The sequence below is a fragment of the Amorphus suaedae genome (assembly GCF_053629675.1).
This window is the reverse complement of the sequence record NZ_JBRJIT010000001.1, coordinates 606,239-632,766: the sequence shown is the minus strand read 5'-3', so window position 1 is coordinate 632,766 and position 26,528 is coordinate 606,239. Positions and strand designations below refer to the sequence as shown.

Genomic DNA, 26,528 nt, shown 5'->3' with positions numbered 1-26,528 from the left:
GTGGGGTTACCGCTCGCCATCGACGGGCTGAGGGTCACCGGCGAGGGCGGCCGCGCCATCCTGTCGGTCGACCAGCTGCGGGTCGCCGCGGGCGAGGCGGTGAGCGTCCGCGGACCATCCGGCGCCGGCAAGTCGACGCTGCTCAATGCGCTGGCAGGGCTGATGCCGGCGGCGGCCGGCGCGATCCGCTGGGGCGAGACCGACATCGCCGCGCTGTCGGATGGCGGGCGCTCGGCCTTCCGGCGCGACGCCATCGGCATGGTGTTCCAGGACTATCTGCTGTTTGAGGAACTGACGCCGCGCGCCAACGCGGCGCTCGCCGGCGCCTACGCGCCGCGCGGCCGGCGGGCCGACATCGACGCCCGCGCCGGCGCGGTGCTGGAGCGGCTGGGGATCGGCGCGCGGGGTAGGCGCGACGTGTCGAGCTTCTCCGGCGGCGAACGCCAGCGGGTGGCCGTCGCCCGGGCGCTTGCCACCGACCCGTCTATCATCCTGGCCGACGAGCCGACCGCGAGCCTCGACCGCGCCTCCGCCGACGCCCTCATCGACGATCTGGTGCGGCTGGCGCGCGACGGCGGCAAGACGCTGATCGCCGTCAGCCACGACCCGGCGCTGCACGCCCGCATGGACCGGGTCGTCGACGTGGTCGACGGGCGGCTGCTGGAAGGCGCGAACGATGCCTGACGCGCTCCTAGACCTGTGGGCGGGCCTGCCTGCCGACCTCCAGGACGCGCTCCTGCTCGTCGCGCTGCTGCTGCCGGCGCTTCTCGTCGGAGTGGGCGTCGTCGCCGGCTACCGGCCGTTCGCGCTGGTCCGGGCGCTGCTCTGGCGCTTCCGCTGGACCAATCTCCTGTTCGTGGCGCTGATCGCCGTGTCGATCGGCATCGGCGTCGGGCTGATCGCCCAGGAGCGCGGCCTGCGCCAGGGCACGGCGCGGGCGGCGGAGAAGTTCGATCTGATCGTCGCGGCGCCCGGCAGCGAACTGACCATGCTGTTCGCCGCCGTCTACCTGCAGCCGAGCGACGTGCCGCTGCTCTCCGGCGCCATCTACGACGAGATCGCCACCCACGAGCACGTGAGCCTGGCAGCACCGATCGCCTACGGCGACAGCTTCGAGAGCTCGCCGGTGATCGGCACCACGGCCGATTTCGTCACCCATCTGTCCGGCGATCTCGCCGGCGGGCGGCTGTTCGCGGCCCGCCAGGAGGCGGTGATCGGATCGCGCGTGCCGCTGGAGATCGGCGCCACCTTCGAGGCGGCGCACGGCGTCGGCGCGGCGGCCGAGCACGGCTCCCACGCCGGCTACGCCTACACCGTCGTTGGCCGCATGCAGCCGTCCGGCAGCCCGTGGGACCGCGCCATCCTGGTGCCCGTCGAGGCGGTCTGGGACGTGCACGGCCTGCCGCTCGGCCATGCGCGGGAACGCAGCGACCAGATCGGTCCGCCGTTCGATCCGGAGGAGTTCCCCGGCACCCCCGCCGTGCTGGTGCGCGCCGACGAGCTCTGGGCGAACTACGCGCTGCGCTCCGACTTCACCCGCGACGACACCATGGCCTTCTTTCCCGGCGCGGTGCTGGCGCGGCTCCACGGGCTGATGGGCGACGTGCGCGAGATCATGTCGGTGATGGCGATCGTCACCCAGGTGCTGGTCACCGCCGGCGTGCTCGCCGGGCTGGTCATCCTGACGCGGCTGTTCGCACGGCGGCTGGCGCTGCTGCGGGCATTGGGCGCGCCCCGCCGATTCGTGTTCGCGGTGGTCTGGACCTACGCCGCCTGCCTGATCGGCACCGGCGCGCTGGCGGGGCTGGCGCTCGGCGTGGCCGCCACCTCGGTCATCTCGCGGATCGTCACCGAGCGCACCGACATCCTGGTGCGCGCCGGCCTCGGCTGGCCGGAATTCCACCTGATCGCCGGCTTCGTCAGCCTCACGGTCCTGCTGGCGCTGACGCCCGCCTTCATCGCCTCGACCCGCCCGGTGGTCGCCGACCTCCGGGCCTGAGACCCCGTCAAGGAGCCCAGCCATGCTTCGCGCCATCGCCCGCGCCTGCCTCGTCCTCGTCGCCGCCACGTCGGTGGCGGTCGCCTCCGGGGACCATGACGAGGACCATCACGTCAGCGACCTCGGCGGCGTGCGCGCCGTCCATGCCTGGACGCGCGCCACCGACGGCGACACGGCGCTGGTGTTCGTGGAGATCGAGAACGGCTCGGACGCGACCGCGGTGCTCCAGGGTGCCGAGAGCGAGGCGGCAGGCTCGGTGGAGCTGGTGGGCTTCCGGATGAAGGACGGGCAGCCGACCTACGTCGTCCTGCCGCGGATGCCGATCGCCGCCGGCCGCGAGCTGGTGCTGGAGCCGGAAGCGCTGGCGCTGCGCCTCACCGGGCTGCGCGCGCCGCTCGCCAAGGGCGAGGAGATCGAGCTCGAGCTCCGGTTCGACATCGGCCACATGGACGTGCACGTCGCCGTCGAGGCCGAAAACGCCACCCGCCACAGCCACGCCGGCCACGCGCACTGACATCGCGCTGCCCGCCGTCCGCCAGGCTGTCGGGCGGATGCTGCCCGCGCGTCCCGGCAGCCCGGAACGCAAAAGATCCGCCGCCGGTGCCGGCGACGGATTGTGTGATCTCGGCCGGCCGCGCCGGCCGGCTTTCCGGATCAGTTCGACGCGGTGCTGAAGGGCTGGCCGGTGAGGGCGTGCAGGAGGTCATCCCGCACCTTCGGATCGGTCCAGCTCATCGTGCCGGACCTCATCGCCACCACGCGGTGGTTGGCGTCGAGGAGGACGGTGCTCGGCACGCCCTTCAGGCGGAAGATCCGCGGCGACCAGCCGTCCGGGTCCTGCCAGACGTCGAAGCCGGTCACGCCGAACTTCGAGCGCAGCGTTCCGGCGACATGCTCGTACGACATGCGATCGATGGAGATGACGACCAGGCGCTTGCCCAGCCCCTGCCGCTTCAGATCGTTTGCGAATGCCGCGACTTCCGGAAGCTCGCGCCGGCACGGGGCGCACCAGGTGGCCCAGAAGTGGACCAGGACCGGGCCCGAGGGCAGCGCGGCTTCGAGCGGCGTGTCGCCGTTCGGACCGCGCAGGTCGACGCGCGTGAAGTCGATGACCTTCGGGGCAACGGGCTGGAGCGTCTGCGCGCTCGCGGTTCCGGCGGTGAACAGAACGGCGAGGCAGGCAAGAGCTGGCAGCAAGCGGAAGCGCTTCATCGAATGTCCTTCTTCTGTGGAAAGACGGCGCCCCGCCGGCCTGGCGAGACACCTCATATACCATCGTGTTGCGCCGCGAAATGCTTGCGCCGAACCAAATCGATGGCGGGCTTTCAACGGATCGGAGCAGCTGGACTTACATATGTTGCATCCGCCCTCCGCGAACGGCCGCTGCGATACATGAGCATGCTTGCGTAAAGATCGCACACGGCCCGCTCACGCCGGTGTGTGGGGACGCGAGAGGGGCAGAACAGACGCCGGCATCTGCGCGCCGGGTGCCGGCCGAAGGCGGATCAGCGGCGTCAGCCGTGTCCGGTGACGCGCCGGGCAAGGGCGGCCGGATCGGACGGCAGCGCGTTGCCCCGCCACGCCACGTGCAGGTCCGGCCGCAGCAGCAGGAAATCACGACCGTAGACGTCCCTCGGATCCGCGTCGGAGAGTTCGAGGATCGCAAACGGCGCGCCGATGGCCGCGAACGCCGCGGCGAGGGGGGCGGGATTCGCCGATGCGCCGCCGAGCATCATGAGGGTGTAGCCGTCTCCGAGCCGGTCCTGGATGGGGGTGCCGTCGTCGAGCCACGTGTGGGGCAGGCGGAAGCCCGGCCAGGCCGACGGCTCGTACGCCATGAAGCCGGCATCGGGCGCCTCGCCGTCCTCCTCGGCGATCAGCGGCGAGCCCGCGTAGCGATAGCCGAGCTCGGCGCCGATCATCTCGTTGGTCTTGCGCTGCTCGACGTCGGCCACGGCGGCGAGGTGCTGGCGGGCGGCGGCGCCTTCCGGGGTGGCGTCACGGATCTCCGGGCGCCATTCGCCGCGCCACTTGCGCCGGCCCGCCGAGGCGTGGCGGGAGGCGGCGACGTTGCGCGCCCCGATCTGGCGCCGCTCGGCCTCGTAGGAGGTAAGAAGCTCCGGCCCGCCCCAGCCGGCCAGCGTCGCCGCCAGCTTCCAGCCGAGATCGATGGCGTCGCCGACGCCGGTGTTCATTCCGAGCCCGCCGGTCGGCACCACCAGGTGCACGGCATCGCCCGCCAGGAACACCCGCCCCGCGCCGTAGCGCTCGGCCAGCAGCAGGTTCTGCTTCCACTCGCCGACATAGAGCATCTCGTAGTCGACCGGTATGGCGACGGTCCGCTCGAACATGTCGGCCATCTCCGCGTCGGACTCGACGACGGAATGGAGGGTGAAATGGCGGGTGTCGTCCTGGGTGATCAGGAACGTCGCCCGGTCGTCGGCCACGTGGTAGTGGCGCCCCTTGCCGATCGGGATGCGCTCGAACAGGTCGTCGGCCCGGTAGAGCGCCTGCCGCAGCCGCAGGAGGTCGCCGTCGCCGGCAAGCTTGATGCCGAGGCGTTTGCGCACCAGGCTGCCGCCGCCGTCGCAGCCGACCATGAAGGCGGCCCGAAGCGTCTCCGTCGCGCCGTCGGTCGTCCGCAGCGTCGCGGTGACGGAGCCGGCGTCCTGCGTGAAGTCCTCCAGCGCGCAGCCGTAGCGCACGGTCACGCTCGGCAGCGCCTCGCAGGCCGCCTTCAGCAGCGGCTCGAGGGTGTACTGGGAGATCAGCTGGTAGGGCTCCAGCGCCAGCGAGCCGTCGCGGGTCTTCGCGATGGCCGCGCGCGCCTCGGTGACCGACGGGTAGGGCAGGTGCAGGAGCGGCGGCTCGACCAGGCTGGTGACGATGAACACGTCCATCGGCGCATCGGCCGGAAAGCCGGCCGCGCGGATGGCATCGGCCATGCCGAGGCGCCGGTAGATCTCCATGGAGCGGGCGTTGCAGCGCTCCATCTTCGGCAGGAATTCGGGCGCTTCCTTGCGTTCGACCAGCGTGCAGCGCACGCCGCGACGGCCGAGGTCGAGCGCCAGCGTCAGCCCGACCGGTCCGGCGCCGACGATGAGGACGTCCGTTTCCATGCTGCCGGACCCGGCGGCGGCGTTCAGCCGCCCAGCCCGAACAGGGCCTGGGCGTTGCGGAACGAGATCTTCTCCCGGTCCTCCTGGCTCATCTCGATGGATTCCAGCACCTTGATGGTGTCGCGGATGTAGCCCGGTCCGCCTTCCGGATCGAACGGGCAGTCGGAGGCGAAGACGGCGCGGTCGGGGCCGTAGAACTCCAGCCCGCAGACGGTCGCCGCGCGCGACCCGAACACCGCCGTGTCGGCGTAGAAGTCCTTGAAATAGTCGAGCGGCCGCTTCTTCAGCCGCTGCAGGACGGGGGCGAGGTCCTCGTCGGAGGTGCGCTTGCCGAGCTGGTCCCAGCCGGGGCCAACGCGGCCCTCGAAATAGGGGACCATCGCGCCGAGATGATGGGCGACGATCTTCAGATCCGGGATGCGGTCCATGATCCCGGAGAAAACGAAGCGCGCCATGGCCGCGCTGGTCTCGTAGGGCCAGCCGAAGGTCCACCAGATCTCGTAGGCGGATTTCTCCTCCGTGGCGTAGTCGGGCATCCGGTTGTTGCGCGACGGATGCAGCAGGATCGGCCGGTCGTGCCGGGCGCAGATCTCGTAGATCGGCTCGAAGCGCGCCTCGTCGAGCGGCGCGCCGTTGACGTTGGTGTGGATCTGGATGCCGTTGGCGCCGAGCTCGGTGAAGGCCCGCTCGGCCTCGCGGGCGGCGGCATCCGCATCGTTCATCGGCAGCGCCGCCACGTAGCCGGCGAAGCGGTCGGGATGCCGGGCCACGAGGTCGGCGAGGCCGTCGTTGGCGAGCTTCGCGAGCTCGATCGACACCTCCGGCGGTCCCATGGCCTCCAGCGGCGGCATGCCCAGCGAGATCACCTGGGTGTAGTCGCCGAACCCGTCCATCACCCGGAAGCGGGTGTCGAGGTCGAAGATCGCCGGCACGTTCTGCATGCGCTTGCCGATGCCGGCGCCGGCGCCCTCCAGCGACTGGATGCGCTGCCACAGGCGGTCGGGAAAGAAGTGGTTGAAGGCATCGATGTAGCGCATGGCGATTCCCCGGACGGCGGTCGGCCGGGCATGCGGGTGCGCCGGCGCGTTGATCTTGCCCGGAGCCTAGCAAGCGCTCGGCGCGCCTGTCCAGCCGATTCCCGTATTATGGGATTTTGTGCGTATCCGGTCGCTCCGCCGACACGGTGGGAAGCGGCGACGCGGCGGCCGCGGGCGTGCGGAGGCCGGCCGGGTCGCCGTCGGGCGGAGCGGCGGCGCCGTGCCAGGCAAGCATCAGTCCGCCGGCGATGACGCCCGCCAGCGCCGGCAGCATGAAGGCGGAGGCGAGCCGCACCACCAGGAACCGGGCCCCCAGCAGCGGCAGCTCGTAGCTGACCACCCGGTGGAAGGCGAAGATCGACCACGCCGCCAGCAGCGCCACCATCTGCGGCTGCCCGGCGCCGAGCTGCCAGATCACCAGCGCCAGCGGAAAGGTGAGCATCGGCCCGCCGGGAATGAAGGCGCCGACCGCGCAGGCGATCAGGATGCCCTGGAAGCCGCTGCCGGGGCCGATCCAGCTGGAGACGTGCTCGGTGGGGACCAGATGGGCGATGAACGTCGCCGCCAGGATCGCCAGCGGGATGCGGAAGATCAGCACGCGCGCCTGGCGCCCGGCGATGGCGAGCGCGGTGCGGATCCGGCCGGGATCGCGCACCGCCAGGTAGGCGACGATCGCCGCCAGGATGAGCGCTAGCAGGATCAGCGACGGATCCATGGCTCAGCCCTCCGGATCCGGTTTCAGCCGCAGGCCCGGATAGGCCCGGCAGATCATCCGCGCGAACAGCCCGGCCAAGAGCGGCAGCGGCAGGCTGGAGACGAACCGCAGCATGCCGAAGTCGAACCCCATGAACGGGATTTCCCAGATCAGCAACCGGCTCAGGCTGATGGTCGCCCAGGCCACCAGGAAGGCGATGAGCGCGCCCATGTCGGCTCCGGAGCGGGCCAGCGCGTAGACCAGCGGGAACGAGGCGAACGGGCCGCCCGGCATGACGATGCCGAACAGCGTGGCGAGCGTCAGCCCCTTGAGGCCGGATTGTTCGCCGAGCAGCCGGCCGACCTTGTCGCGGGGAACGACGACCTGCGCGAACGCGGCCACCAGGATGCCGAGGGTGAGCTGCGGCACCACGCCGGCCACCGTCCAGGCGGCGTCGCGGGCCTCGGCCGCAACCACCGGCGATCCGTAGAGCCACCAGCTGGCGCCGCCCGAGGCGAGGCAGAGGGTGAGGAAGAAGACGATCGACCAGTCGATCCGGCGCCGCTTCGCCGGAGGCGCAGGGGGCGAGGCGGCGGCGGACTGGGCGGTCGATGCGGGACCCGGCGCGGTCGGGTCGGGGCGCTCGGATGGGGTGCGGTCGTCGGCCATGGGTACGCGGGCCCGGACTGGGAACGATGACGGCGGACGGACGCGGCGATCCGGTCCGCCACCCGGGCGGCCGCGCGAACGGCCGACTCGGGGACAGGGGCGGGCGCGAGCCTACAGGAATCGCCCCGGCTGCGGCAGGGGCGCGGCCTCGGCGTGGCGACGGCCCTCCGACGACAAGCCTGATCTCATTATATGCGATTCATATTCGAGCGCGGTTGGACCCGTTCTCCGCGCGTCGCCCATTGATCTCCACGGCCGGAGTTCCCAGAGTGCCCGGACCAGCGCCCGCCGGAGGACCACGTGCAAAGCCATACAAGGATGCTCGCCATTCTCGACCTGTTCGACGAGCGGGCGGTGTCCTGGAGCGTGGAGGACATCCACGCCGAGCTCGGCTACACGCGCTCGACCCTCTACCGCTACCTCAAGGTACTGACCGACGCGGGCTTCCTCACCTCGATGCCGGGGCTCGGCTACGCGCTCGGGCCGCGCATCATCGAGCTCGACCACAAGATCCGCGTCTCCGACCCGCTGCTGCGCGCCGCCCGGCCGGTGATGGCGGAGCTGGTGGCCGACGTGCCCGGCGTGGCACTGCTCTGCCGGCGCTACCGCCAGAAGGTGCTGTGCGTGCATCAGGAGACCAGCACCGCCGCGTTCACCAGCACCTACGAGCGCGGCAAGGCGCGGCCGCTGCTGGAGGGCGCGGCGTCGGTGGCGATCCTGGCGTGGCTGCCCGCGCCCCAGATCGGCCGGCTCTACAAGGCGATGCCGGAGGCGTTCGCGGCGGCGGGGCTGGGGGAAAGCCTCCAGGAGGCCAAGGCGATGCTGAAGGCGCACCGCCAGGCGGGGTTCGTGGTCAGCTACGGGCAGGTGACGCCGGGGGTGATCGGCATCGCCGCGCCGGTGATCGATGCGCGGCCGGAGGTCATCGGCTCGCTCAGCCTCACCATTTCCGACACGCCGGCCGCCCGCGCGCGTCTCGACGCGATCGTCGCCAAGGTGACCTTCTGCACCCGGGTGGTCAACGGCGCGCTCGCCCGCTGACACGCCGAAAAGCCCGGCCTGTCGGGGCCGGGCTTCCGGTTGTTTCGATGCGGGGGTGCCCGGCGTCTGGCCGCCGATGCCGTCGCTATTTCTTCGGCGCGACCATGGCGAAGTAGGCACCCTGGGGGTCGAACCCCTGGACGATCCACATGCCGCCCGGCACCTCCATCGGTCCGTTGACGACCTGGCCGCCGGCCGTCTTCAGCCGCTCGATCGCCGCGTCGATGGCCTCGACGTTGATGTAGTAGCCCCAGGCGCAGACCGGCACCTGCGGCGGTCGGCGCATCATCGCGCCCACCATTGTCCCGGCTTTGCCGAAGATCTGGTAGACGCCCATGTCGCCCATATCCATGGCCTCCATCTTCTCCCAGCCGAAGTGCGAGGCGTAGAACGCGAACGCCGCCTCGGGATCGTCGGTGAGAAGCTCGTGCCAGCCGAAGGTGCCGGCGCTCCCGGCGGGCAGGGACGGCGGCGGCGCGCCGTCGCCGCGGAACAGGCAGATCACCGCGCCCTGGGGATCGCCGACGACGGCGAAGCGACCGATGCCCGGAATGTCCTCCGGGGCGTGGTGGATGGCGCCGCCCGCCTTGGCGAAGGTGTCCGCCATGGCGTCCACGTCGGCGACCGCGATGTAGCCCATCCAGGCCGGCTGCGCACCGGACTGGGCGGCGCGTTCCGGGATGCTCATCACGCCGGCGATCCGATGGGGTCCGACGCCGAGCAGCGTGTAGTCCATGCCCGGCATGCCGCTGTCGGTGGCCTCCCAGCCGATGGTGGTCGTGTAGAAGGCGACGGCGGCCTTCGGGTCGGACGTCATCAGTTCGTACCAGCAGAAATCACCCTGGGACATCGACATTCAGTCTCTCCTTGCAACGGGCAGGGCCCGGCGGTCGGTCGGGGGTCACGCACGCTCGTAGCGGGCGTGCATGATCTCGGTCCACGAGCCGTCTTCCGCCTCCATGTACGACACGAAGGTCCGGGTCGTCCCATCGAGAAGGGTGATGACCTCGCGGTAGCTGGCGCTCTTCGTCGGGTCGGAGAAGTCCGGCCCCTGGCAGTCGAGGGTCAGCGTGTTCGCGGCGCGGTCGAGGGTGCCCTCGTAGACGAACATGTACGGCATCATCGATCCGATCCACGAGCCGACGAACGACTTCACGCGGGTATCGTAGCCGAGGGTGAGCAGGCTGGTCACCGCCGTGCCGTCCGGCGCGACGCCGTGGCCTTCGCCGACGATCCAGAACCCTCCGACCGAGCGGACGGTTTCCCGGCCGGGCGGCATGGCGCCGCACTGCGGCGCGCTGGCCGTGTAGGACCAGTCTCCCACCAGCTGATCGAGCCACGCGTGCTCCTGGCCTGGTTCGAAATTCATTCTTTTCTCCCTGTTGGCATCCGCGCGGCCGCGGACGGGTTGATGACCGGGTCGTTGGAGCGGGCGAACACGACGCGGTTGCCGTCGGGATCGCGCACGACGGTGCCGCTCGTGGTCGGGCCGTCGAAGGTCCACTCGCTGTCGTGGCCGGCGGCGGCCAGCGAGCGTCGCGTGGCCTCGATGTCGTCGACCACCAGGGTGATCGACGACGTGCCGGCGCGGTCCGCGTCGACAAACACCTGGAGCCAGCCACCACCGTCGAACGACCACTCTGCCAGCCCCTCCATCGGGCTGGCGTCGTGGGGCCGGCCGAGCAGCGCGGCATACCATTGGATGGCGGCGGCGAGATCCCGGATGGCGATGGACGCCAGGACGTTGGTGACCGCCATCGGCCCGCTACTCGGCTGCCGCGTGGCAGCAGGCGGCGGCGGGCGCGTCCTCGTACTCGTCGTGGCGGCGGATGAAATCCATCGTCGAGTCCTCGTTGCGGCCGAGCGGCGCCCGGTCGAGGACCATCAGCGTTCCGATCAGCTCCTCCGGCCCGCGCGCGTAGCTCGAATAGGTGTGGTAGACGGTCCCGTCGGCGTCCTTCACGAAGGCGCTGAGGCCCGGCAGCTCGTCGAAGGCCCGGTCGGACGGGGTGTCGGTGAAGTTGTAGAAGACCGACCCGCTGGCGAGCTCCTCCTTGCTGAAGGAAACGCCGAAATCCTGGTTGAAGCGGCTTTCGAACGACGACACCCAGGGAAAGCGCCAGCCCATCCGCTGCTTGTAGGCGGCGATCTCGGCGAGCGGCGCCCGGGACACGGCGACCAGCGTGACGTCGTGGTGATTGAGATGGGGCAGGGTGCCGTCGAAATGGTCCGCCATGAACGAGCACCCGGGGCAGCCCGCCTCCCAGCCCGGCGCCAGCATGAAGTGGTAGACGATCAGCTGGCTACGCCCGTCGAACAGCTCCGCGAGGCTCTTGCGGCCCGCCGGCGTGTCGAAGACGTAGTCCGCGTCGATCCGGACCCAGGGCAGGGCGCGCCGGGCGGCGTTGACCTCGTCGCGCAGCCGCGTCTCGGCCTTTTCCTTGGCGAGGAGCGCTCGGCGGGCCTCCAGCCACGCATCCCGGGAGACAATCTGGTGATCGGTCATGTCGCATTCCCTTTCAGCCTCGAAGGACGATGATGCATCCGGTGCGCCCGCGCGCTGTGGGCCGCGCACGTCGCTCGCTGGCCCCTGCTGCGCGGTCCGGCGGCGCCGGATCACCTTGACAATTACATTGATATCAATATAAAAGGTCCATGTCAAACACAACCGACGTCCCGTTCTCGACGACGATCCTGGTGCGTGACACCTGCCTGTGCCTGCACGCGCAGCGGGCCGCCCGTGCGCTGGCGCGGCGCTTCGACGATGAACTGAAACCCTTCGGGCTGACCAACGGCCAGTTTTCGCTGCTGATGTCGCTGAACCGGCCGGAACCGCCGCCGATGGGGCCGGTCGCCGAGCTCCTGGCCATGGACCAGACGACGCTCACGGCCGCGCTGAAGCCGCTGGAACGGCGCGGGCTGGTGGAACGGCGGGCGAACCCCAACGATCGCCGCAGCCGGCTGCTGGCGCTGACCGACGAAGGCCGCCGGACACTCGCCGCCGCGGTGCCGGTCTGGAAGCGCGTGCACGCCGAGATCGAGGAGGGGCTCACCGATCCGGAGACGCTCAGGGCCGATCTCAGGGTGCTGTCGTTCGGACCGCCGCCGCCGGGCGACGGGGCGATCGAGGTGGCGCCACCCGAGGCGCGGCGGCGCCGAAACTGAGGCGGGCAGGGGCGCGCCGCCTCATCCCGGCGGTCCCAGACGATCTGGCCTGCGCCTGATTAGATCGCCCGCCCGGTGGAGGGCGGACCGCGCGCCTATTCCATCGCCAGGATCATGTTGCGCACGACGGGATAGATCTCGCGTTCCCAGCGCTTGCCGTTGAAGACGCCGTAGTGGCCGACGTTGGCCTGCAGATGGTGGCGTTTCAGGTGCGGGCGCAGCGACCGGCAGAGATCGTGGGCGGCCGCCGTCTGGCCGAGGGCGCAGATGTCGTCGCGCCCGCCCTCGACCGTGAGCAGCGCCGTCTTGCGGATGGTTCCGGGATCGACGATCCGGCCGCGATAGCCGAACTCCCCCTTCGCCAGCTCGTTGCGCTGGAACACCCGGTCGATGGTCTCGATGTAGAATTCGGCGGTAAGGTCGAGGACGGCGAAATACTCATCGTAGAAGGTCTTGATCTTCTCCGCCTCGGCCGTCTCTCCCTTGGCGAGGTGCTCGTAGAGCTTGCTGTGGGCGGCCTTGTGACGGTCCATGTTCATCGCCACGAAGGCGGTGAGCTGCAGGAAGCCCGGATACACCTTGCGCCCGCCGCCTGCGTAGCGTCCGGGAACCCTGTGGATCACCGACTGCTCGAACCACGACAGCGGCTTGGACGTCGCCAGGTCGTTGACGGCGGTCGGGCTCTCCTCCACGTCGATCGGGCCCGCCATCAGTGTCATCGAGCGCGGCGTGTCGGGATGGCCGTCCTCCGACATGATGGCGACGGCGGCGAGCGCCTGGACGCACGGCTGGCAGACCGCCAGGATGTGCGCGCCGGGGCCGATCTCCTCCAGGAAGCGGATCAGGTAGTCGATGTAGTCCTCGACCCCGAACCGGCCCGCCTCGAGCGGCACGTCGCGGGCGTTCACCCAGTCGGTGACGTAGACCTCGTGGTCCTTCAGCAGCGTCTGGATCGTTCCGCGCAAGAGCGTCGCGAAGTGGCCCGACAGCGGCGCGACCACCAGCACTTTCGGCTGCGCGGTGTCGATGTCCTTGGCGAACTTCAGCAGGGTGCCGAACGGCATTTCCAGCGCCGCCTCGGTGGTCACCGGCACGTTCCGGTTGCCCACCATCACGCTGTCGATGGCGAAGTCCGGTCGGGTGTGGCTGAGCTCGTAGCGCGACAGCATCTCCAGGCCGGCGTCGAGCCTGCGCCGGAGCTGGGCGGCGATCCCCCAGTCCATCAGCTCCGCCCACGGCGTCTGCGGCATGGCGCGGGCCAGCGCGCGGATCGGCGCGATGAGATCATCCTGAAGCTGATAGGCCTGATAAAGCATCTGTCCGTCCCGATCGTGACCGGCAAAATGCCGCGTTGCAAAAAAGTTAGTGTGGTTTTTCGCGCAGTGCGAGAGGATTGTGCCGGAAGCGCTGGCGGACCGGTCCTTTCCGGCCCGTCGATTGCAGGGATCCCGTCGAACGGGACAAGCATGTCCCGGGCCAAGCCGGGATCGCATGACGTTCGGGCCCGACGGGGCGACGGCGTCCTGCGGTTGCATGCGGGTTGGGCAGACACGAACAGGGGCTGATGGCACAGATGGCCGGTGCGAAGCTGACGATTTCCTCGAAGAACTATTCCTCCTGGTCGCTGCGCGGCTGGCTTCTCTGCCGGATGGCCGGGCTGGACTTCGACGAGGAGCGGGTCGGCATGGACGATCCCGACAACCGCCAGGAGCTGCTGCTCCTGTCGCCGTCGGTGCTGGTGCCGCGGCTCACCAACGGCGCCGTCACCGTCTGGGATACCCTGGCGATCGCCGAGTATCTGGCCGAGATCGCCCCCAAGGCCGGCCTGCTGCCGGCCGACCAGGCGGTGCGGGCGCACTGCCGCGCGGTGTCCGGCGAAATGCACTCCGGGTTCTACAACCTGCGCTCGGCGCTGCCGATGAACCTCAAGGCCCGCCACGAGCGCTTCAAGATCTTCTCAGGCGCGCGTCCCGACGTGGAGCGCATCAAGACGATCTGGACGGAGTGCCTGGAGACCTACCGCGGCCCGTATTTGTTCGGGAAGACCCCGACGGTGGCCGACGCCATGTACGCGCCGGTGTGCAGCCGCTTCCTCACCTACGCCGTCGAGCTCGACCCGGCACTTGCCGCCTACCGCGACCGCATCCTCGACTGGCCGCTGATGCAGGAATGGACCGAAGGCGCCCGCGCCGAGCCCGACGAGATCATCGAGCTCGAGGTGGAGTTCTAGGGCATCTGCCGGTCAGAAACGGCACTCCGTCAATGGATGTCGGGCGTCGGCATCGCCGAACCGTCGCCACGCGTCACCATCCACATGCCGCGCAGCGCGAGCAGCAGGGCGCCCGTTCCGATGGTCCAGGTGTAGATCCGGAGCAGGCCCGTCCAGACGGTCGGCAGCGCCATCCCGAGCATGATGATCTCCAGGGCGCCGAGAATGCCGATCGCGGCGAGGCGGATCAGGATGCCGGTCAGGTCGCGGGCGTGCAGGCGGTTGATGGTGACGTCGGAGCGGTAAAGATAGAACTGCGAGACGGCTGTCGCGGTGACCAGCAGGATGATGGTCGCAAGCGACAGCCCCCGCAGCCAGCCGGTGCCGATCGAACTCTCCGCGATCCCGAGCCCCAGGGCGATCACGAACGCCGCCAGCAGGCAGGCATACGCGGCCACGATCGGCCGCGACGGACGCGCGGCGGCGGGGACTTCCGGGAGAGCAGCGGTGATGCCGGCCATGAGCGGTGCTCCTCAGTCCGTCCCGTCGGGGTCGATGATGCCGGCGTCGAAGAGGTCGCGCAGGGCCTCCGACCGGAACACCATGTGATAGTCGGTCCGCGGGAAGATCGCCGCGAAGCAGAGGTCGGGAAACACATCCCGGGCGTCCGGCTCCAGCGCGGCGCGGATTTCGGCGTTGTAGTACGCGAAGATGGAGTCGTCGGCGACGATCGCGTCGGCGCGACCGTCGATCAGCATCTGGGAATGGACCCGCTGGTCGGCGATCTCGATGTAGCTGTTGAACGCCGGGATGCGTTGCCGGATCGGGTCCAGCACGGTTGCGGCGCCGCTGAAGGCCACCACGTCGAGGCCGTCGAGGTCGTCGGCGGCGAAGCCCGCCGGATGGTCCGCGCAGCGATAGCCGATGCCGTTCTGATAGGTGATGTAGCGACGTGACGGAAAGCCTTCGAGCGTCATGCCGTCGGGCACGGTCGCGACGGCGTCGAACCGGCTGTCGTTCAGGTAGCTGGTCCAGTGACGGGAGAAGGGCAGGACGAAGAACTCGATGTCCTCGGCCGCGTATCGCGCCTTGAGCGCCGCACGGATCGCGACGCTCTCCCGGCCTTCGCCCTCGGCGTTCATGTAGGGCGGAATCAGTCCGGCGACGATTCTGGCCGTCGGCGCCTTGTCGCTGGCGCCGGCCGAAAGGCTGGCCGGGTTCGACAGATGGCTGGACCGCGCCGCCAGCATGACGAGCAGCGCCGCGCCCACAGCCACTGCGAGGATTGCCAGCGGCGGGCCGGCCGGCCGCCCGTCACTCACGTTCGGGGGTCTCGACGAGGGGCCGCGGGACGGGAGCGCGGGTGCGAAGCACGTGCCGCGGTCGCCTTGCGCGACGGTTGTCCGGGCCTTTGCCGGAGTAGTCGACGTCCCATTCCACCTCCTCGAGCATCAGGTAGAACTTGCCCGTGTTCAGGAGGTCGAGGAGGCTGTTGATCAGCAGGATGGAGAGGATCCACAGCGCCGGCCAATAGACCATCCTGTCTTCCGCCGTGGGATCGAGCACGGGCACCAGGGCCTCGAAGACCAGCGCCGACGCGTTCGCGATGACCGCGGGGGAGGTCGGCGACGGCGCCAGGCCGGACGCGGTGAGGCTGGGCAGGGCCTCCAGGCAGTCGGTTTCGCGGGCGGACGGGGAGGCCGTCTCCGCCGGCAGGCAGCCGGCGCTGTTCTGGGCTTTGGCGATGAGGACGCAGTGGCCGGTGGCGGCGGGACAGATGCTGCCGATCGCCAGCGGACCCAGCGTGAGGAGCACGCACGCCAGATTGTTGCGCATCCAGAGGATGGAGCCGGGCGGCTTCAGGCTGACCGCGGTGTGGTTGGCGCTGCGGGCGAACCCCCGCTTGCGGTACTCGATTGCCGCGATCCAGGCGGAGTTCAGCAGCAGCAGGACGATCTGCATGGTGAACAGGCCGTACAGCGCGCTCTGCGAGAACGGCTTGCTGGACAGCATCAGGAAGCCGATGTGCTCGAACTCGGAGCCGATCAGGTAGAACAGCATCGCGTGCAGCAGAATGATGAACCAGTGGATCGAGATCTCGTAGTGCCTGAGCGGCGCCAGGTCGTGCATGTCCGGGTGGTGGCGGACGGTCTCGTGCACCAGCAGGCGGAAGTTGCGCGGCACCCAGAAGAACCGGATCCCGAGCAGGACGACGTTGAAGAAGACCAGCAGGAAGAGAAGCTTCTCGCTGTTCGTCTGGTCCGGCGAGAGCAGGACCGTGGTCATGAAGCTGTACGAGCCGGTGAACACCTCGCCCAGGCCGAGCGCCATGATGAAGGCGAAGACGGCCTGGAAGACCTCGATGCCGCGAACGGAAAGCTTGTATTTGAGGGTATATCTGGGGGCCACGGGCGGCTCTCGGCAATGACGTGTCGAAGGGTCGTGGCAATCCGCCGGAAGCGCGCCCGCGCGTGAGGCGATTCGCGGGCGGCGTCCCGCACAGCTTGCCTCGGGCAATGAGGCCAGGCAATCGTCTGCGCGGGCGGCACCGGTCGGAAAGTCCGCAATTCACCGGGGGAACGGGCGCGCGTGCCGCGCGTTCGCCCTACACTCATCATCCGCGGGCGGGCTGGCTGCGGGATGTCGGGACCGCCTCCACGGTTGCCGGATGTCCATGCCCGCGCCTCGACAGTCAGGGGAGACGTCATGGCGTCCGGCTCGAAGCATGTCATCTACGCCGCCCTCGCGGGCAACCTCGCCATCGCGGTGACCAAGTTCGCCGCCGCCGCCTGGACCGGCTCCAGCGCGATGATGTCGGAAGGCATCCACTCCACCGTCGACAGCACCAACCAGGCGATCCTGCTGCTCGGGATGAAGCGGTCCTCGCGGCCGCCGGACGAGCGCCATCCCTTCGGCTACGGCATGGAGATCTATTTCTGGGCGTTCGTGGTCGCGCTCCTGATCTTCGCGCTGGGCGGTGCGGTCTCCATCTACGAAGGCGTGCACCGGGTTCTCGCGCCCGAGCCGATCCACCAGCCCTGGGCGAACTTCATCGTCCTGGGCGTCGCCATCGTGATCGAGGGATCCGTGTTCAGGATCGCCTGGAAGGAACTGCGTCACCAGCAGCCCAACCGGACGATCTGGCGTGCGCTCAGAGCCAGCAAGGACCCGAGCGTCTTCGCGATCTTCTGCGAGGATTTCGCGGCGCTGGCGGGGCTCTCGGTGGCGCTGATCGGCGTGGGGCTGGCCTACTTCCTGGAGATGCCCATCTTCGACGGGATCGCCTCGGTGCTCATCGGCCTCATCCTGGTCGCGACGGCCGTCTTCCTCTCCCGCGAGACGCTCAGCCTGATGACCGGTGAAAGCGCCTCGCAGGGCGTGCTGACCGACGTCCACGCCGTGCTCAACGCCGACGACCGGGTCAACCATGTGGACGAAGTGCTGAGCATGCATCTCGGCCCGCGCGAGATCATGATCGCGGTCTCCATCGACTTCGCCGAACGACTGAGCGGCGAGGAGGTCGAGGCGACCATGCGCGAACTCACGCTCGCCCTGGAGGCCGAACGCGAGGAGATCAGCCGCGTCTTTCTGCGCCCGGTGCGCTCGGAGAAGCCGGAGCCGACGCCGGTGCTCCCCTGAGCCGCGCGGGGCGGGATTGCGCCTGCGCGCGGCCGCCCCGGCCGGATAGCCCTCAGTCGCCGTCGGTGGCGAGGGCTGCGACCGCGTCGGTGGCCGACATCTTGCCGACCACGCGCCCGTCGCCATCGACCACCACCAGCGGCGTCGTGTGGCCGGCATAGAGCGACAGCACGTCGGAGAGCACCTGGTCGTCGCGGGCGGTGCGCGGCGCCGGCAGGTTGCCGGGCGTGCGCCACCATTCGTCCGACCGGTCGCGGAATTCGTAGAGCACGGTTTCGCTGACGGCCGCGAGCGGCTTGTTGTCCCCGTCGACCACGATCACGTCGCTGACGCCGTCCCGGGCGATCACCTCCGCCAGCCCCTGGCGTGACACCTCGGCCACGCCCATCGTGGTGGCGTCCCGCGCGGTGCTGGCGAGCGTCACCACCTGGCCGCGGTTCACGTCGCGCACGAAGCGCTCCACGTAATCGTCGGCCGGGTTCAGCAGGATGTCCTCGCCGGTGCCCACCTGGCGCAGCTCGCCGTCGTTCAGGATGGCGATGTGGTCGCCCAGCTTCAGCGCCTCGTCGAGGTCGTGGGTGATGAAGACGATGGTCTTCTTCAGCTTCGCCTGCAGTTCCTTCAGCTGGGTCTGCATGTCGCCGCGGATCAGCGGATCGAGGGCCGAGAACGCCTCGTCCATCAGCATGATGTCGGCGCTGGTGGCGAGCGCGCGGGCCAGCCCGACGCGCTGCTGCATGCCGCCCGACAGGTGCCGCGGGTAGCGGTCCTCGTAGCCGGCGAGCCCCACCGTCTCGATCTGCTCCATCGCCGTCTCGCGGGCCTTGTCCTTCGCCACGCCGTCGATGCGGAGCGGGTACATGACGTTCGCCAGGATGGTCTTGTGGGGCAGCAACGCGAAGCGCTGGAAGACCATGGAGATCTTCTGGCGCCGCAGTGCCCTGAGCCGCTTCTCGTCGAGGGTCAGCACGTCCTCGCCGTCGATCAGGATGCGGCCGGCGGTCGGCTCGATCAGCCGGTTGATGTGGCGGATCAGCGTCGACTTGCCTGATCCCGACAGCCCCATCACCACGAAGGTCTCGCCCGGTGCGATCGAAAGGTTGATGTCGCGGATGCCGACGACGTGGCCGTCTTCTTCCAGGATCTCCCGCTTGGTGGCGCCGGCCTCGACGCGCGGCAGCACCGCCTGCGGATCGTCTCCGAAGATCTTGTAGACGTGCTCGATGGATATCTTGGGGTCCCGGGTCGGGGAGGATGTGCTCATCGGGACCTAGCTGTTGTGGAGGTGCTGCTGGGCGCGGCGGCCATAGGCCTGCGCGATGCGGTCGAAGATGATGGCGAGGAAGACGATGGCCAGCCCCGCCAGCAGGCCCCGGCTGACTTCCAGCCGCTGGATGCCCTGGAGGACCTGATAGCCGAGCCCGCCGGCGCCGATCATCGAGGCGATCACCACCATCGACAGCGCCATCATGGTCGTCTGGTTGATGCCGGCCATGATCGTCGGCAGGGCGAGGGGGATCTGCACCGAGAACAGCCGCTGGCCGGAGGTCGCCCCGAAGGCGGTCACCGCCTCGATCACCTCCGCGTCGACCTGGCGGATGCCGAGGTTGGTGAGCCGGATGACCGGCGGCACGGCGAACACGATGGTGGCGAGCAGCGCCGGGATCTTGCCCGGCCCGAACAGCATCACGAAGGGGATCAGGTAGACGAAGATCGGCATCGTCTGCATCACGTCGAGCACCGGCAGCATGATCGACTGCAGCCGGTCCGAGCGTGACATCAGGATGCCGAGCGGAATGCCCAGGATGATGGCGAGCCCGGTGGCCGTGATCATCAGCGCGATGGTCGCCATCGCCGGCTCCCACAGGCCGATGAAGCCGATCAGGAACAGCATGATCGCGATGCCCACGGTGGTCACCAGCGAGCGCGTCGCGGCATAGCCGAGCGCCGCGATCGCCAGGATGACGACGTACCAGGGCAGCCAGAGCAGGCCGTCCTCGATGTTGTTGAGGAGCCGGAGGACCGGCAGGAACAGGAGCTCGAGCTGGCGCCCCCATTCGATGACCACCCAATTGAAGGCGTCGTCGATCGCAAGGCGCAATCCGCGCGTGTTGATCAGGTCCGGAAACCCGGAGTCCATCGCTGTGTCCCTCTGGCTCTGTCGATCGTTCTGGCTGAACCGGCGGCGCGCCGTCCGTGCCGGTTACCGGTCTTCGGAGGCGTCTTTGCCCGTTCGAAACCGGCCGGGCGCGTGCGCCCGGCCGGAGCTTTGGAAGGCTTGGCGTGTGCCGCCGGTCCTTACTGCAGGGAGGCCTTCACGGCCTCGGCAACGTCATCCGGCACCCAGGCGGTCCAGACGTCCTCGTGGTTCTTGAGGAAGTAGTCGGCCGTGTCCTCGGCGCTCGCCGACTGCTCGTCGCCCCAGGCCAGGACCTCGTTCACGACGTCGTTCGGGATCTGCATCTTGGACAGGAACTCGGCGACCGGCTTCGCCTTGTCGCGCAGCGCCGTCGTCGCCGCCACGGCGACCTCGCCCTTCTGCCAGCCGGTGACCTGCGGATCGGCGCAGTTCATGTCGGTCAGGCACGTGAACTTGTCGGCGTCGAATTCCGGCATGTCGAGCCGCACGAGCCCGTAGCGGCCGATCACCGCCGTCGGTCCCCAGTAGTAGCCGACGATCGGCTCCTTGCGGGTCACCTTGCGGGCGATCGACGCCTTCAGGTTGGCGCCCGAACCCGGCGAGAACAGCTCGAACGTCTCGTCGAGTTCGAGGGCCTTGAAGAGGTTGTTGGTGATGATCTCGCAGCCCCAGCCCGGGGGGCACCCGTAGAGACGGCCCTTGTCGGGCGACGACGGCTCGGTGAACACCTTCCAGTTGGCCTTCAGGTCGGTGACCGACTTGATCTCCGGGTGCTCCTCGGCGACGTAGTCCGGGATCCACCAGCCTTCGATGCCGCCGGAGCCGAAGATGTCGCCGGCCTTGTAGACGTTGCCCTTGGCGATCGCCTTGTCCCAGATCGCCTCGGCGGTGGAGACCCACATTTCCGGGGCGATGTCGGGCTCGGACTTGGTCAGCATCGAGGTGGCGGTCGGGACGGTGTCGCCGGGAACGAGTTCGGCGTTGCAGCCGTAGCCGTCGGCCAGGATGTCCTTGGTCACCGTGGCGATGACGCTCGCCGACAGCCAGGTCATGTTGGCGATGCTGATGGTGTCCTTGGTGCCGCATTCGGTGGCCTGCGCGGCGCTCGGGATGAGGCCAGCGGCAAGCAATGCGATGCCACCGGCCGCAAATAGCGGTTTCATGCAGGTCATGGTGATGTTCCTTTTGGTCCGTTTGGGACGACGCTGATTGTGTGCAGCGCCGGTTCGGGCATCCCGCGAGCGCGGGACGCGGTTTAAGCCGAGCCGGAACCCGCCTCGGACGAGGCTGGCGCAATGGGATATTCAGGGCAACTTTAAAGTTTTGGCTCTAGCTTCAAATCGATTGAAGCTGCTGCCCCGTCGGTGATCAGTGTGCAATTCCTGTGCGGCCGGAGTCAAACCGGCCGCCCGGCCGTGCGCCTGCCACTCGGTGCCCGAGGCCGCACGAGCCGGGGAGGGGCCTCACTTCAGGAAGTTGTGGTCGAGCAGCGCCCAGACGTCGTCCAGCCGGCCGTTCAGAACCGCCTTCGCGCCGTAGACGGCGGTCGACACGACCTCGCCCGCGTTGATGGTCGGCGGCATGACGAGCTCCATCCGGTTGACCTTCACGTCGAGCAGCGCCGGCCCCGGCTGGGCCAGCCACTCGGTCATCGCGGCCTCCAGGTCGTCGGCGTTGGTGACCTGGGCGCCGTAGAACCCGCAGGCCCGGGCGAGGTCGCCGAAGTTCGGGTTGGTCATGCCGGTGTAGGTGTCGAGCAGCCCTTCGACCTTCATCTCCATCTCGACGAAGCCGAGCGTATCGTTGTGGAAGATCAGCAGCTTGACCGGCAGCTTCTCCTGCACGAGCGTCAGGATGTCGCCCATCAGCATGGTCATGCCGCCGTCGCCGCACATGGCGATCACCTGGCGGCCGGGATAGGCCTTGGCGCAGCCGAGCGCCTGGGGATAGGCGTTGGCCATCGTCCCGTGCAGCAGGCTGGTGAGAAAGCGCCGCTTTCCGGTGGCGCGGATGTAGCGCAGCATCCAGACGAACGGCGAGCCGCCGTCGGCGGTGAAGATGGCGTCGTCGGCCGCCAGCCGGTCCAGCGTCTTGGCGACGAACTGCGGATGGATCAGCTCCGGCGAGGGCTCCCGGGTCTGGTCGTCGAGCGTCTTCAGGCTTTTCCTGTGCTCGTCGAGCGCGCCCTTCAGGAACGTCTCGTCGGTCCGTTCGGCGAGCCGGGGTAGCAGCGCCTCGACGGTCGGCTTGATGTCGCCGACGACGCCCAGCGTCACCGGCGTGCGGCGGCCGATGTTCAGCGGATCGATGTCGATCTGCACGATGCGGCCGTGCTTCGGATAGAACTGGGTCCAGGCGAAGTTGGTGCCGAGGCACAGCAGCAAGTCGCAGTCCTCCACCGCCTCGAACCCCGATTTCATGCCGATGATGCCGGTCATCGAGACGTCGTAGGGGTTGTCGGGCTCCAGGAACTCCTTGGCGCGCGAGGTGTGGACGATCGGGGCCTTCAGCCTGGCCGCCAGCGCGACGACCTCGTCGTGGGCGTGCCGGCACCCGATGCCGCCGAAGATGGTGATCTTCCGCGCCTCGCCGATCATCGCGGCCACGGCGTCGAGCTCGTCGTCGCTCGGCCGGATCACCGGCTTCGGCCGCGAGACGGTCCAGTGATGGCTGTCCGTGGTCGTCGCCTTGGACATGTCGCCGTTGATGATGATGACGGCGACGCCGCCCTTGGTCAGCGCCGCCTGGGCGGCCATGACGGTGATGCGGCGCGCCTGCTCCGGGTGGGCGATGTACTCGCAGAACACCGAGAACTGCTCGTAGATCTTCCGCTGGTCGACGGCCTGGGGAAAGTTCAGCCCTTCCTGGACCCGGTCGATCTGCGAGGCGATCAGCACCACCGGGGCGCCGTTTCGGTGGCTTTCGAACAGGCCGTTGACGAAATGCAGGCTGCCGGGGCCGGTGGAGCCGGCGCACAGCGTCAGTTCGCCGGTCATGTAGGAGTCCGCGCCGGCGGCGAACCCGCCGACCTCCTCGTGCCGGACATGGATCCAGTCCATCCCCTGCCGGCGCATGGCGTCGGTCACGTAGTTGAGGGTATCGCCGACGATGCCGTAGCAGCGCTTCGCGCCGGCCTCCATCAGCGCTTCGACCATCACGTCGGCGACGGACTTCGACATCGGCTCCTCCCGTGAGCTCTCCCCGATCCTCGCCAGCGAATGTCCGCCCGAGGGGAAGGTCAAGTCAACGCACGCCGCGCGGAGGCCGCCGACGGCGCGAAGCCGCCGCCGCGCCCGGCCTACGAGACGTAGGCGTTGATCCGCTCCAGCAGCGCTTCCGGCACGTCGGTGCCGTCGCGCTCGATGCGGGCGCGGTTGGCGAAGCGCCGGCTGCCGGGAATGCGGGCGCCGTCCTGGGCCTCGATGGCCTCGACCAGCTCGGCGACGGAGCCAGCGAAGGCGCCGCCGGAGAAGGCGTCCGGGTCGACCGCGAAGAAGAACTGGCCGGTCTTCGGCGGCCCGCCGGCGGTGCCGGAGAAGGGGCTGGCGTTCTTGCCAAGCGTGGCGCCGGAGAGCGCCGCCGCGAAGATCTCCACCATCAGCCCCGCGCCGAAGCCCTTGGCGCCGCCCGACGGCGTCATCGAGCCCTTCAGCGCGGCGTCTGGATCGGTGGTCGGGTTGCCGTCGGCGTCGAGCGCCCAGCCCTCGGGGATCGTCTCGCCCTCGCGGGCCCGCATCATGATCTCGCTCTTGGCAACCGTGCTGGCGCTCTGGTCGATGAGCAGGCTGGGACCGTCGGGACCCGGAACGGCGAGGGAGAACGGGTTGGTGCCGATCACCGGCTTGCGGCCGCCGACCGGGGCGATCGAGGCCGGCGCGTTGGTGAAGCCGAGGCCGACCAGGCCTTCCGCCGCCAGCCGCTCGGTGTGGTAGCCGAGGACGCCGCAGTTGTAGGAGTTGAAGACCGCGAGGCCGGCGCAGCCGTTGTCGCGCGCCGCCGGCACCAGCTCGGCGAACCCGGCCTCGATCGCCGGATGGGCAAACCCGCTCGCCGCGTCGACGCGCACTGCGCCCGGCTTCGGCCGCGAGACCGTGGGGCGCGCCTGGCCGTCGACCTTTCCGCAGACGACGTGCTCGCAGTAGATCGGGATGTAGTGGAGGCCGTGGCTGCGGATGCCGTCGCGCTCCGCTCCCGCGCAGGCGCGCGCCATCGCCGCGGCCGCCGCCGGGCTTGCCCCGGCGCCGACGAGGGCGCGGGTGGCGAGGTCTTCGATCTCGGCGAGGCTGAGGCGGGTGCTGGTCAAGACGGGCTCCGTCGACGGTGGGAATGGCAACGCGAGGCGTGGGACCATCTGCGGTCGGATGAACGCACCCGGCCGATGGGGAATGGCCCCGGATTCAATGTCTTGAGCGGGTCTGCTCTAGTCGGTGTCGATGCGGCCGGCGCCCGCGCCGCGTTCGCGCGACGCGTCCGAGGCCGGCACCAGGGTGCGGGCGAACAGGCGGGCGATGATGTCGGACGCCGGTTCGGTCGGCACGCCCGAGGCGATCACCCGGGCCCGGTCGTCGGCGTCGCCGTAGACGCGCACCGGCTCCGACGGGACGGCCGGGTCGGCGATCTCGATCAGGAGGTCGGACGGCGACGTCCAGGCCGACAGGTCGTCGCCGCTGAGCAGCGCCACCTTCGGCGACACGATCAGCACGTGCGCCGCGCCATCCCCGTCGCCCAGCACCACCGACACGCCCGGCGCGTCGGTCACCGTCGCCAGCAGCGCCACCACCAGCACCGGCGACGACACGGAGCCCAGCCGGATCGTCGTGGATCCGGCGTTGATGAGGTCGGCGGCGACCACGCCCGCGTGGCAGGGGCACAGCGGCCGGTCGTCGACTGGCGCGATCGTCCATCCGGCGCCCGTGTCGGTGCCCCGGCCGACCGTCGTCGTCTTGTCGAGGCTCGCCTCCAGCGCGGCGGCACAGATCGTCAGCGCCGGCAGCCCGGCCAGCGCCAGCCATTCCGCGGCGCGCCCGGTTTCCTGGGCGATGCCGTAGGGCAGGCCGGCCCCGATGCTGGCCTTGCGCACGGAGACTTCGATTTCGTTCAGCGACAGTCGGGTCATGGCGGGCTTCCCGGCGCCAGCACGAACCAGTCCGGTCCGCCGCGCGTGAGTTCGTCGGGAAGCGGCGCCCCCGCGAACATGGTGATCCGCGTCCACAGGTCCGACTTCGGATCGAACTTGGACGCGCCGAAGAAGGACAGTTTACAGCGCAGCAAGTCGATCGGAAGGCATTCCTGGCCGATGAGATTGTCGCGGATCTCGCCGTAGGGAAAGCGGGCGACGGTCTGGATGCGCGCCGCCGTCTGGCGCACCTCCGGGTGGGCGAGGGCAGCCTCCACCAGCAGCTGGTCGTCGGAGAAGCCGTCGATCACCGCCGCCAGCGCCTGGACGTCGCGGGCGATCGCCAGCGGCATCTCCCGGTCGGCGCCGAGGTCGCTCGCCCGCTCGCCGAGGCGCGGTTCGAGCTTCTCCTCCGACACGTACCAGAAGCGCTGCTGCGACGGCGGCGCGCCGAAGTCGATGGCGATCGCCCACCCGTAGTGGGTGCGCAGGATCTCCCGGAACCGGCCGATGGTCATGCCCGCCTCGAAGCGCGGGGTCTCGTCGGCGCTCATGGTGGCCGTCAGCGGATCGACCAGCGCGCCGTGCGGCTCCAGCAGCAGCGTCACGGTGAGCTCCTGGGCCTCCAGGCCGAGGGTCGCCTCCGCGTGGCGGTAGATCGCGTCGAACGGCCGGGGACCGGCAAGCGGATCCGCCGCGTCGATCCACGCCGCGAGCGTTGCCAGATCCTCGCCGAGCCGGGCGATCCGGGCGCCCTGGCGCGCATCGTCGACGCGCCACTCCGCCACGTGCCGGCGCGCCTGGGCGAGGGCGGTGCGCACTCCTTCGGCCGTGTCGTGGGTGGCCGCCTCGAGGCTGCGCACCCGCGCCAGCGCCTCCTCGCGCGCGGCGATCCAGTTGTTGATCAGCACCGGCTGGTTGGCGAGGAACGGCGCCATGCCGAGGCCCGTCGCGTTGCCGATGCCGAGGCGGCGCCGCGTCGCGCGCGCCAGCGGCACGAAGCTCGCCGGCGCGCGGTTGCGGGCGATGTGCTCCACCAGGTCCAGCGTGAAGCAGCGGATCAGGTAGACGTTCAGCATCTCCGCCTGGAACGGGCCGGCGAGTTCGGGGCGGTCCTTGAAGCGGGCGCGGTCGGAGATGCCGAACTTGCCGTTGCCGTAGACCGCCGTCGTCCGCATCAGGTAGCCGACGCTTGCCACCAGCTCTGGGTCCGGCTGCCGCCCGGCCGCGAGGCTGTCGACCATGTGCTCGAAGAAGCGGACGCTGCGGTTCGCCCGCGACAGCACCAGCTCGCTCGACCGGTAGCGGCCGGCCTCCTGGTGCGGGGCGTTGCGGGACAGGCGGTCGATGTCGTCCGCCGTGGGGATTCCGTCGAACAGGCAGAAGGTCGCGTCCCAGGCGTCGGCGATGACCCGGTCGCTGCGCCGCTCCGGGTCGAGCTGGCGGGAGAACGCGATCAGCGTGTAGGTGCGCTTCGGACCCCGGGCATGATAGAGGACATGCCCATAACCCTCTGCGTCCAGGGCGTTTTCGCCGCGCTCGATCCGCCATTCCTCGTCGCGCAGGCGGCGCAGCAGGGTCGGCATGAACGACAGGCGCGACGGGAAGAAGCTGCCGATGCGCTCCAGCCGCATCACCGTGGAGGGCGGCCGGGGGCCGATGGCGGGGCGCGCCGACATGTCCGTGTCTCCGCTCGCCGC

27 protein-coding genes are annotated in these 26,528 nt (G+C 69.6%); 7 read left to right on the top strand and 20 right to left on the bottom strand.

All coding sequences use genetic code 11. The annotated features are described in order from the left end of the window. Genes AB7M35_RS02830 through AB7M35_RS02820 form a run of 3 tightly spaced genes read left to right on the top strand, consistent with a single transcriptional unit; the run spans position 1 to position 2,513 of the window. Positions 1 to 684, top strand: coding sequence for an ABC transporter ATP-binding protein (locus AB7M35_RS02830; protein ID WP_453957084.1), 684 nt, complete (start codon positions 1 to 3; stop codon positions 682 to 684). Continuing rightward, the gene (locus AB7M35_RS02825) at positions 677 to 1,999 is read left to right on the top strand and encodes an ABC transporter permease (RefSeq protein ID WP_453957083.1); all 1,323 of its coding nucleotides are present in this window, start codon (positions 677 to 679) and stop codon (positions 1,997 to 1,999) included. Before AB7M35_RS02830 ends, AB7M35_RS02825 begins: the two co-directional genes overlap by 8 nt. A 22-nt stretch (positions 2,000 to 2,021) precedes the next feature. Further along, positions 2,022 to 2,513, top strand: coding sequence for a copper chaperone PCu(A)C (locus tag AB7M35_RS02820; protein ID WP_453957082.1), 492 nt, complete (start codon positions 2,022 to 2,024; stop codon positions 2,511 to 2,513). Positions 2,514 to 2,653: 140 nt separating this feature from the next. On the opposite strand, the gene AB7M35_RS02815 is transcribed toward AB7M35_RS02820, so the two are convergent. The 5 genes from AB7M35_RS02815 to AB7M35_RS02795 form a co-directional block, all read right to left on the bottom strand. After that, the gene (locus AB7M35_RS02815; RefSeq protein ID WP_453957080.1) at positions 2,654 to 3,211 is read right to left on the bottom strand and encodes a TlpA family protein disulfide reductase; all 558 of its coding nucleotides are present in this window, start codon (positions 3,209 to 3,211) and stop codon (positions 2,654 to 2,656) included. A gap of 302 nt (positions 3,212 to 3,513) precedes the next feature. Further along, a complete protein-coding gene (locus tag AB7M35_RS02810) occupies positions 3,514 to 5,118 on the bottom strand; it encodes an FAD-dependent monooxygenase (RefSeq protein WP_453957078.1) in 1,605 nt (534 codons plus the stop codon). A 23-nt stretch (positions 5,119 to 5,141) separates the two neighbouring features. Further along, the gene (locus AB7M35_RS02805) at positions 5,142 to 6,155 is read right to left on the bottom strand and encodes an amidohydrolase family protein (RefSeq protein WP_453957076.1); all 1,014 of its coding nucleotides are present in this window, start codon (positions 6,153 to 6,155) and stop codon (positions 5,142 to 5,144) included. 106 nt (positions 6,156 to 6,261) lie between these two features. Next, complete coding sequence (locus AB7M35_RS02800) at positions 6,262 to 6,870, bottom strand: hypothetical protein (protein ID WP_453957074.1); 609 nt, start codon at positions 6,868 to 6,870, stop codon at positions 6,262 to 6,264. 3 nt (positions 6,871 to 6,873) lie between these two features. After that, positions 6,874 to 7,518 carry a permease gene (locus tag AB7M35_RS02795; protein ID WP_453957072.1) on the bottom strand — a complete coding sequence of 215 codons (645 nt, stop codon included), beginning with the start codon at positions 7,516 to 7,518 and terminating at the stop codon, positions 6,874 to 6,876. Positions 7,519 to 7,818: 300 nt separating this feature from the next. Between AB7M35_RS02795 and AB7M35_RS02790 the strand changes: the two genes are divergently transcribed. Beyond that, positions 7,819 to 8,559, top strand: coding sequence for an IclR family transcriptional regulator (locus AB7M35_RS02790; RefSeq protein ID WP_453957070.1), 741 nt, complete (start codon positions 7,819 to 7,821; stop codon positions 8,557 to 8,559). An 85-nt stretch (positions 8,560 to 8,644) separates the two neighbouring features. Here the strand turns inward: AB7M35_RS02790 and AB7M35_RS02785 are convergent, their stop codons facing one another. Genes AB7M35_RS02785 through AB7M35_RS02770 form a run of 4 tightly spaced genes read right to left on the bottom strand, consistent with a single transcriptional unit; the run spans position 8,645 to position 11,065 of the window. Next, entirely contained in the window at positions 8,645 to 9,415 is a 771-nt protein-coding gene (locus AB7M35_RS02785) for a VOC family protein (protein WP_453957068.1), read from the bottom strand. Between the two features lie 45 nt (positions 9,416 to 9,460). After that, a complete protein-coding gene (locus AB7M35_RS02780) occupies positions 9,461 to 9,928 on the bottom strand; it encodes a DUF1579 domain-containing protein (RefSeq protein ID WP_453957066.1) in 468 nt (155 codons plus the stop codon). Then, complete coding sequence (locus tag AB7M35_RS02775) at positions 9,925 to 10,317, bottom strand: VOC family protein (protein ID WP_453957065.1); 393 nt, start codon at positions 10,315 to 10,317, stop codon at positions 9,925 to 9,927. The genes AB7M35_RS02780 and AB7M35_RS02775 overlap by 4 nt, the downstream gene beginning before the upstream one ends. 7 nt (positions 10,318 to 10,324) lie before the next feature. After that, entirely contained in the window at positions 10,325 to 11,065 is a 741-nt protein-coding gene (locus tag AB7M35_RS02770) for a DUF899 domain-containing protein (RefSeq protein WP_453957063.1), read from the bottom strand. A gap of 149 nt (positions 11,066 to 11,214) precedes the next feature. On the opposite strand from AB7M35_RS02770, the gene AB7M35_RS02765 reads away from it, so the two are divergent. Continuing rightward, positions 11,215 to 11,724 carry a MarR family winged helix-turn-helix transcriptional regulator gene (locus AB7M35_RS02765; protein ID WP_453957061.1) on the top strand — a complete coding sequence of 170 codons (510 nt, stop codon included), beginning with the start codon at positions 11,215 to 11,217 and terminating at the stop codon, positions 11,722 to 11,724. Between the two features lie 95 nt (positions 11,725 to 11,819). Here the strand turns inward: AB7M35_RS02765 and AB7M35_RS02760 are convergent, their stop codons facing one another. Continuing rightward, a complete protein-coding gene (locus tag AB7M35_RS02760; RefSeq protein WP_453957059.1) occupies positions 11,820 to 13,040 on the bottom strand; it encodes a polyhydroxyalkanoate depolymerase in 1,221 nt (406 codons plus the stop codon). Between the two features lie 257 nt (positions 13,041 to 13,297). Between AB7M35_RS02760 and AB7M35_RS02755 the strand changes: the two genes are divergently transcribed. Then, positions 13,298 to 13,954 (top strand): glutathione S-transferase, encoded by a 657-nt coding sequence (locus tag AB7M35_RS02755; protein WP_453960581.1) that lies wholly within the window; start codon positions 13,298 to 13,300, stop codon positions 13,952 to 13,954. 29 nt (positions 13,955 to 13,983) lie between these two features. Here AB7M35_RS02755 and AB7M35_RS02750 read toward each other — a convergent pair whose 3' ends face one another. Genes AB7M35_RS02750 through AB7M35_RS02740 form a run of 3 tightly spaced genes read right to left on the bottom strand, consistent with a single transcriptional unit; the run spans position 13,984 to position 16,342 of the window. Then, positions 13,984 to 14,454 (bottom strand): hypothetical protein, encoded by a 471-nt coding sequence (locus tag AB7M35_RS02750; protein WP_453957058.1) that lies wholly within the window; start codon positions 14,452 to 14,454, stop codon positions 13,984 to 13,986. 12 nt (positions 14,455 to 14,466) lie between these two features. Continuing rightward, on the bottom strand, positions 14,467 to 15,255 hold the full coding sequence (locus AB7M35_RS02745) for a hypothetical protein (RefSeq protein WP_453957057.1): 789 nt from the start codon (positions 15,253 to 15,255) through the stop codon (positions 14,467 to 14,469). Continuing rightward, positions 15,248 to 16,342, bottom strand: a complete 1,095-nt coding sequence (locus AB7M35_RS02740) for a hypothetical protein (protein ID WP_453957056.1) — start codon at positions 16,340 to 16,342, stop codon at positions 15,248 to 15,250. Before AB7M35_RS02740 ends, AB7M35_RS02745 begins: the two co-directional genes overlap by 8 nt. Before the next feature lie 297 nt (positions 16,343 to 16,639). On the opposite strand from AB7M35_RS02740, the gene AB7M35_RS02735 reads away from it, so the two are divergent. Further along, the gene (locus AB7M35_RS02735; RefSeq protein ID WP_453957054.1) at positions 16,640 to 17,572 is read left to right on the top strand and encodes a cation diffusion facilitator family transporter; all 933 of its coding nucleotides are present in this window, start codon (positions 16,640 to 16,642) and stop codon (positions 17,570 to 17,572) included. A 52-nt stretch (positions 17,573 to 17,624) separates the two neighbouring features. On the opposite strand, the gene AB7M35_RS02730 is transcribed toward AB7M35_RS02735, so the two are convergent. The 7 genes from AB7M35_RS02730 to AB7M35_RS02700 all read right to left on the bottom strand — a co-directional run bounded on the left by AB7M35_RS02730 (position 17,625) and on the right by AB7M35_RS02700 (position 26,507). Next, complete coding sequence (locus AB7M35_RS02730) at positions 17,625 to 18,836, bottom strand: quaternary amine ABC transporter ATP-binding protein (protein WP_453957052.1); 1,212 nt, start codon at positions 18,834 to 18,836, stop codon at positions 17,625 to 17,627. 6 nt (positions 18,837 to 18,842) lie between these two features. Next, positions 18,843 to 19,712 carry an ABC transporter permease gene (locus AB7M35_RS02725; RefSeq protein WP_453957051.1) on the bottom strand — a complete coding sequence of 290 codons (870 nt, stop codon included), beginning with the start codon at positions 19,710 to 19,712 and terminating at the stop codon, positions 18,843 to 18,845. Between the two features lie 158 nt (positions 19,713 to 19,870). Continuing rightward, the gene (locus AB7M35_RS02720; protein WP_453957049.1) at positions 19,871 to 20,884 is read right to left on the bottom strand and encodes an ABC transporter substrate-binding protein; all 1,014 of its coding nucleotides are present in this window, start codon (positions 20,882 to 20,884) and stop codon (positions 19,871 to 19,873) included. Positions 20,885 to 21,175: 291 nt separating this feature from the next. Beyond that, positions 21,176 to 22,891: a thiamine pyrophosphate-dependent enzyme gene (locus AB7M35_RS02715; RefSeq protein ID WP_453957048.1), complete on the bottom strand. Its 1,716-nt coding sequence runs from the start codon at positions 22,889 to 22,891 to the stop codon at positions 21,176 to 21,178. 119 nt (positions 22,892 to 23,010) lie between these two features. Continuing rightward, on the bottom strand, positions 23,011 to 24,015 hold the full coding sequence (locus tag AB7M35_RS02710; RefSeq protein WP_453957046.1) for an Ldh family oxidoreductase: 1,005 nt from the start codon (positions 24,013 to 24,015) through the stop codon (positions 23,011 to 23,013). A gap of 117 nt (positions 24,016 to 24,132) precedes the next feature. After that, entirely contained in the window at positions 24,133 to 24,828 is a 696-nt protein-coding gene (locus AB7M35_RS02705; RefSeq protein ID WP_453957044.1) for a DUF3726 domain-containing protein, read from the bottom strand. After that, positions 24,825 to 26,507: a hypothetical protein gene (locus AB7M35_RS02700; protein WP_453957042.1), complete on the bottom strand. Its 1,683-nt coding sequence runs from the start codon at positions 26,505 to 26,507 to the stop codon at positions 24,825 to 24,827. Before AB7M35_RS02700 ends, AB7M35_RS02705 begins: the two co-directional genes overlap by 4 nt. Positions 26,508 to 26,528: the final 21 nt, after the last annotated feature.

Coding starts and splice junctions, on each gene's coding strand:
- AB7M35_RS02800 (WP_453957074.1), bottom strand. CDS start 6,870: ATGGATCCGTCGCTGATCCTGCTAGCGCTCATCCTGGCGGCGATCGTC.
- AB7M35_RS02770 (WP_453957063.1), bottom strand. CDS start 11,065: ATGACCGATCACCAGATTGTCTCCCGGGATGCGTGGCTGGAGGCCCGC.
- AB7M35_RS02755 (WP_453960581.1), top strand. CDS start 13,298: ATGGCCGGTGCGAAGCTGACGATTTCCTCGAAGAACTATTCCTCCTGG.
- AB7M35_RS02825 (WP_453957083.1), top strand. CDS start 677: ATGCCTGACGCGCTCCTAGACCTGTGGGCGGGCCTGCCTGCCGACCTC.
- AB7M35_RS02730 (WP_453957052.1), bottom strand. CDS start 18,836: ATGAGCACATCCTCCCCGACCCGGGACCCCAAGATATCCATCGAGCAC.
- AB7M35_RS02780 (WP_453957066.1), bottom strand. CDS start 9,928: ATGAATTTCGAACCAGGCCAGGAGCACGCGTGGCTCGATCAGCTGGTG.
- AB7M35_RS02725 (WP_453957051.1), bottom strand. CDS start 19,712: ATGGACTCCGGGTTTCCGGACCTGATCAACACGCGCGGATTGCGCCTT.
- AB7M35_RS02765 (WP_453957061.1), top strand. CDS start 11,215: ATGTCAAACACAACCGACGTCCCGTTCTCGACGACGATCCTGGTGCGT.
- AB7M35_RS02785 (WP_453957068.1), bottom strand. CDS start 9,415: ATGTCGATGTCCCAGGGTGATTTCTGCTGGTACGAACTGATGACGTCC.
- AB7M35_RS02815 (WP_453957080.1), bottom strand. CDS start 3,211: ATGAAGCGCTTCCGCTTGCTGCCAGCTCTTGCCTGCCTCGCCGTTCTG.
- AB7M35_RS02735 (WP_453957054.1), top strand. CDS start 16,640: ATGGCGTCCGGCTCGAAGCATGTCATCTACGCCGCCCTCGCGGGCAAC.
- AB7M35_RS02775 (WP_453957065.1), bottom strand. CDS start 10,317: ATGGCGGTCACCAACGTCCTGGCGTCCATCGCCATCCGGGATCTCGCC.
- AB7M35_RS02720 (WP_453957049.1), bottom strand. CDS start 20,884: ATGACCTGCATGAAACCGCTATTTGCGGCCGGTGGCATCGCATTGCTT.
- AB7M35_RS02715 (WP_453957048.1), bottom strand. CDS start 22,891: ATGTCGAAGTCCGTCGCCGACGTGATGGTCGAAGCGCTGATGGAGGCC.
- AB7M35_RS02760 (WP_453957059.1), bottom strand. CDS start 13,040: ATGCTTTATCAGGCCTATCAGCTTCAGGATGATCTCATCGCGCCGATC.
- AB7M35_RS02810 (WP_453957078.1), bottom strand. CDS start 5,118: ATGGAAACGGACGTCCTCATCGTCGGCGCCGGACCGGTCGGGCTGACG.
- AB7M35_RS02705 (WP_453957044.1), bottom strand. CDS start 24,828: ATGACCCGACTGTCGCTGAACGAAATCGAAGTCTCCGTGCGCAAGGCC.
- AB7M35_RS02700 (WP_453957042.1), bottom strand. CDS start 26,507: ATGTCGGCGCGCCCCGCCATCGGCCCCCGGCCGCCCTCCACGGTGATG.
- AB7M35_RS02750 (WP_453957058.1), bottom strand. CDS start 14,454: ATGGCCGGCATCACCGCTGCTCTCCCGGAAGTCCCCGCCGCCGCGCGT.
- AB7M35_RS02820 (WP_453957082.1), top strand. CDS start 2,022: ATGCTTCGCGCCATCGCCCGCGCCTGCCTCGTCCTCGTCGCCGCCACG.
- AB7M35_RS02795 (WP_453957072.1), bottom strand. CDS start 7,518: ATGGCCGACGACCGCACCCCATCCGAGCGCCCCGACCCGACCGCGCCG.
- AB7M35_RS02805 (WP_453957076.1), bottom strand. CDS start 6,155: ATGCGCTACATCGATGCCTTCAACCACTTCTTTCCCGACCGCCTGTGG.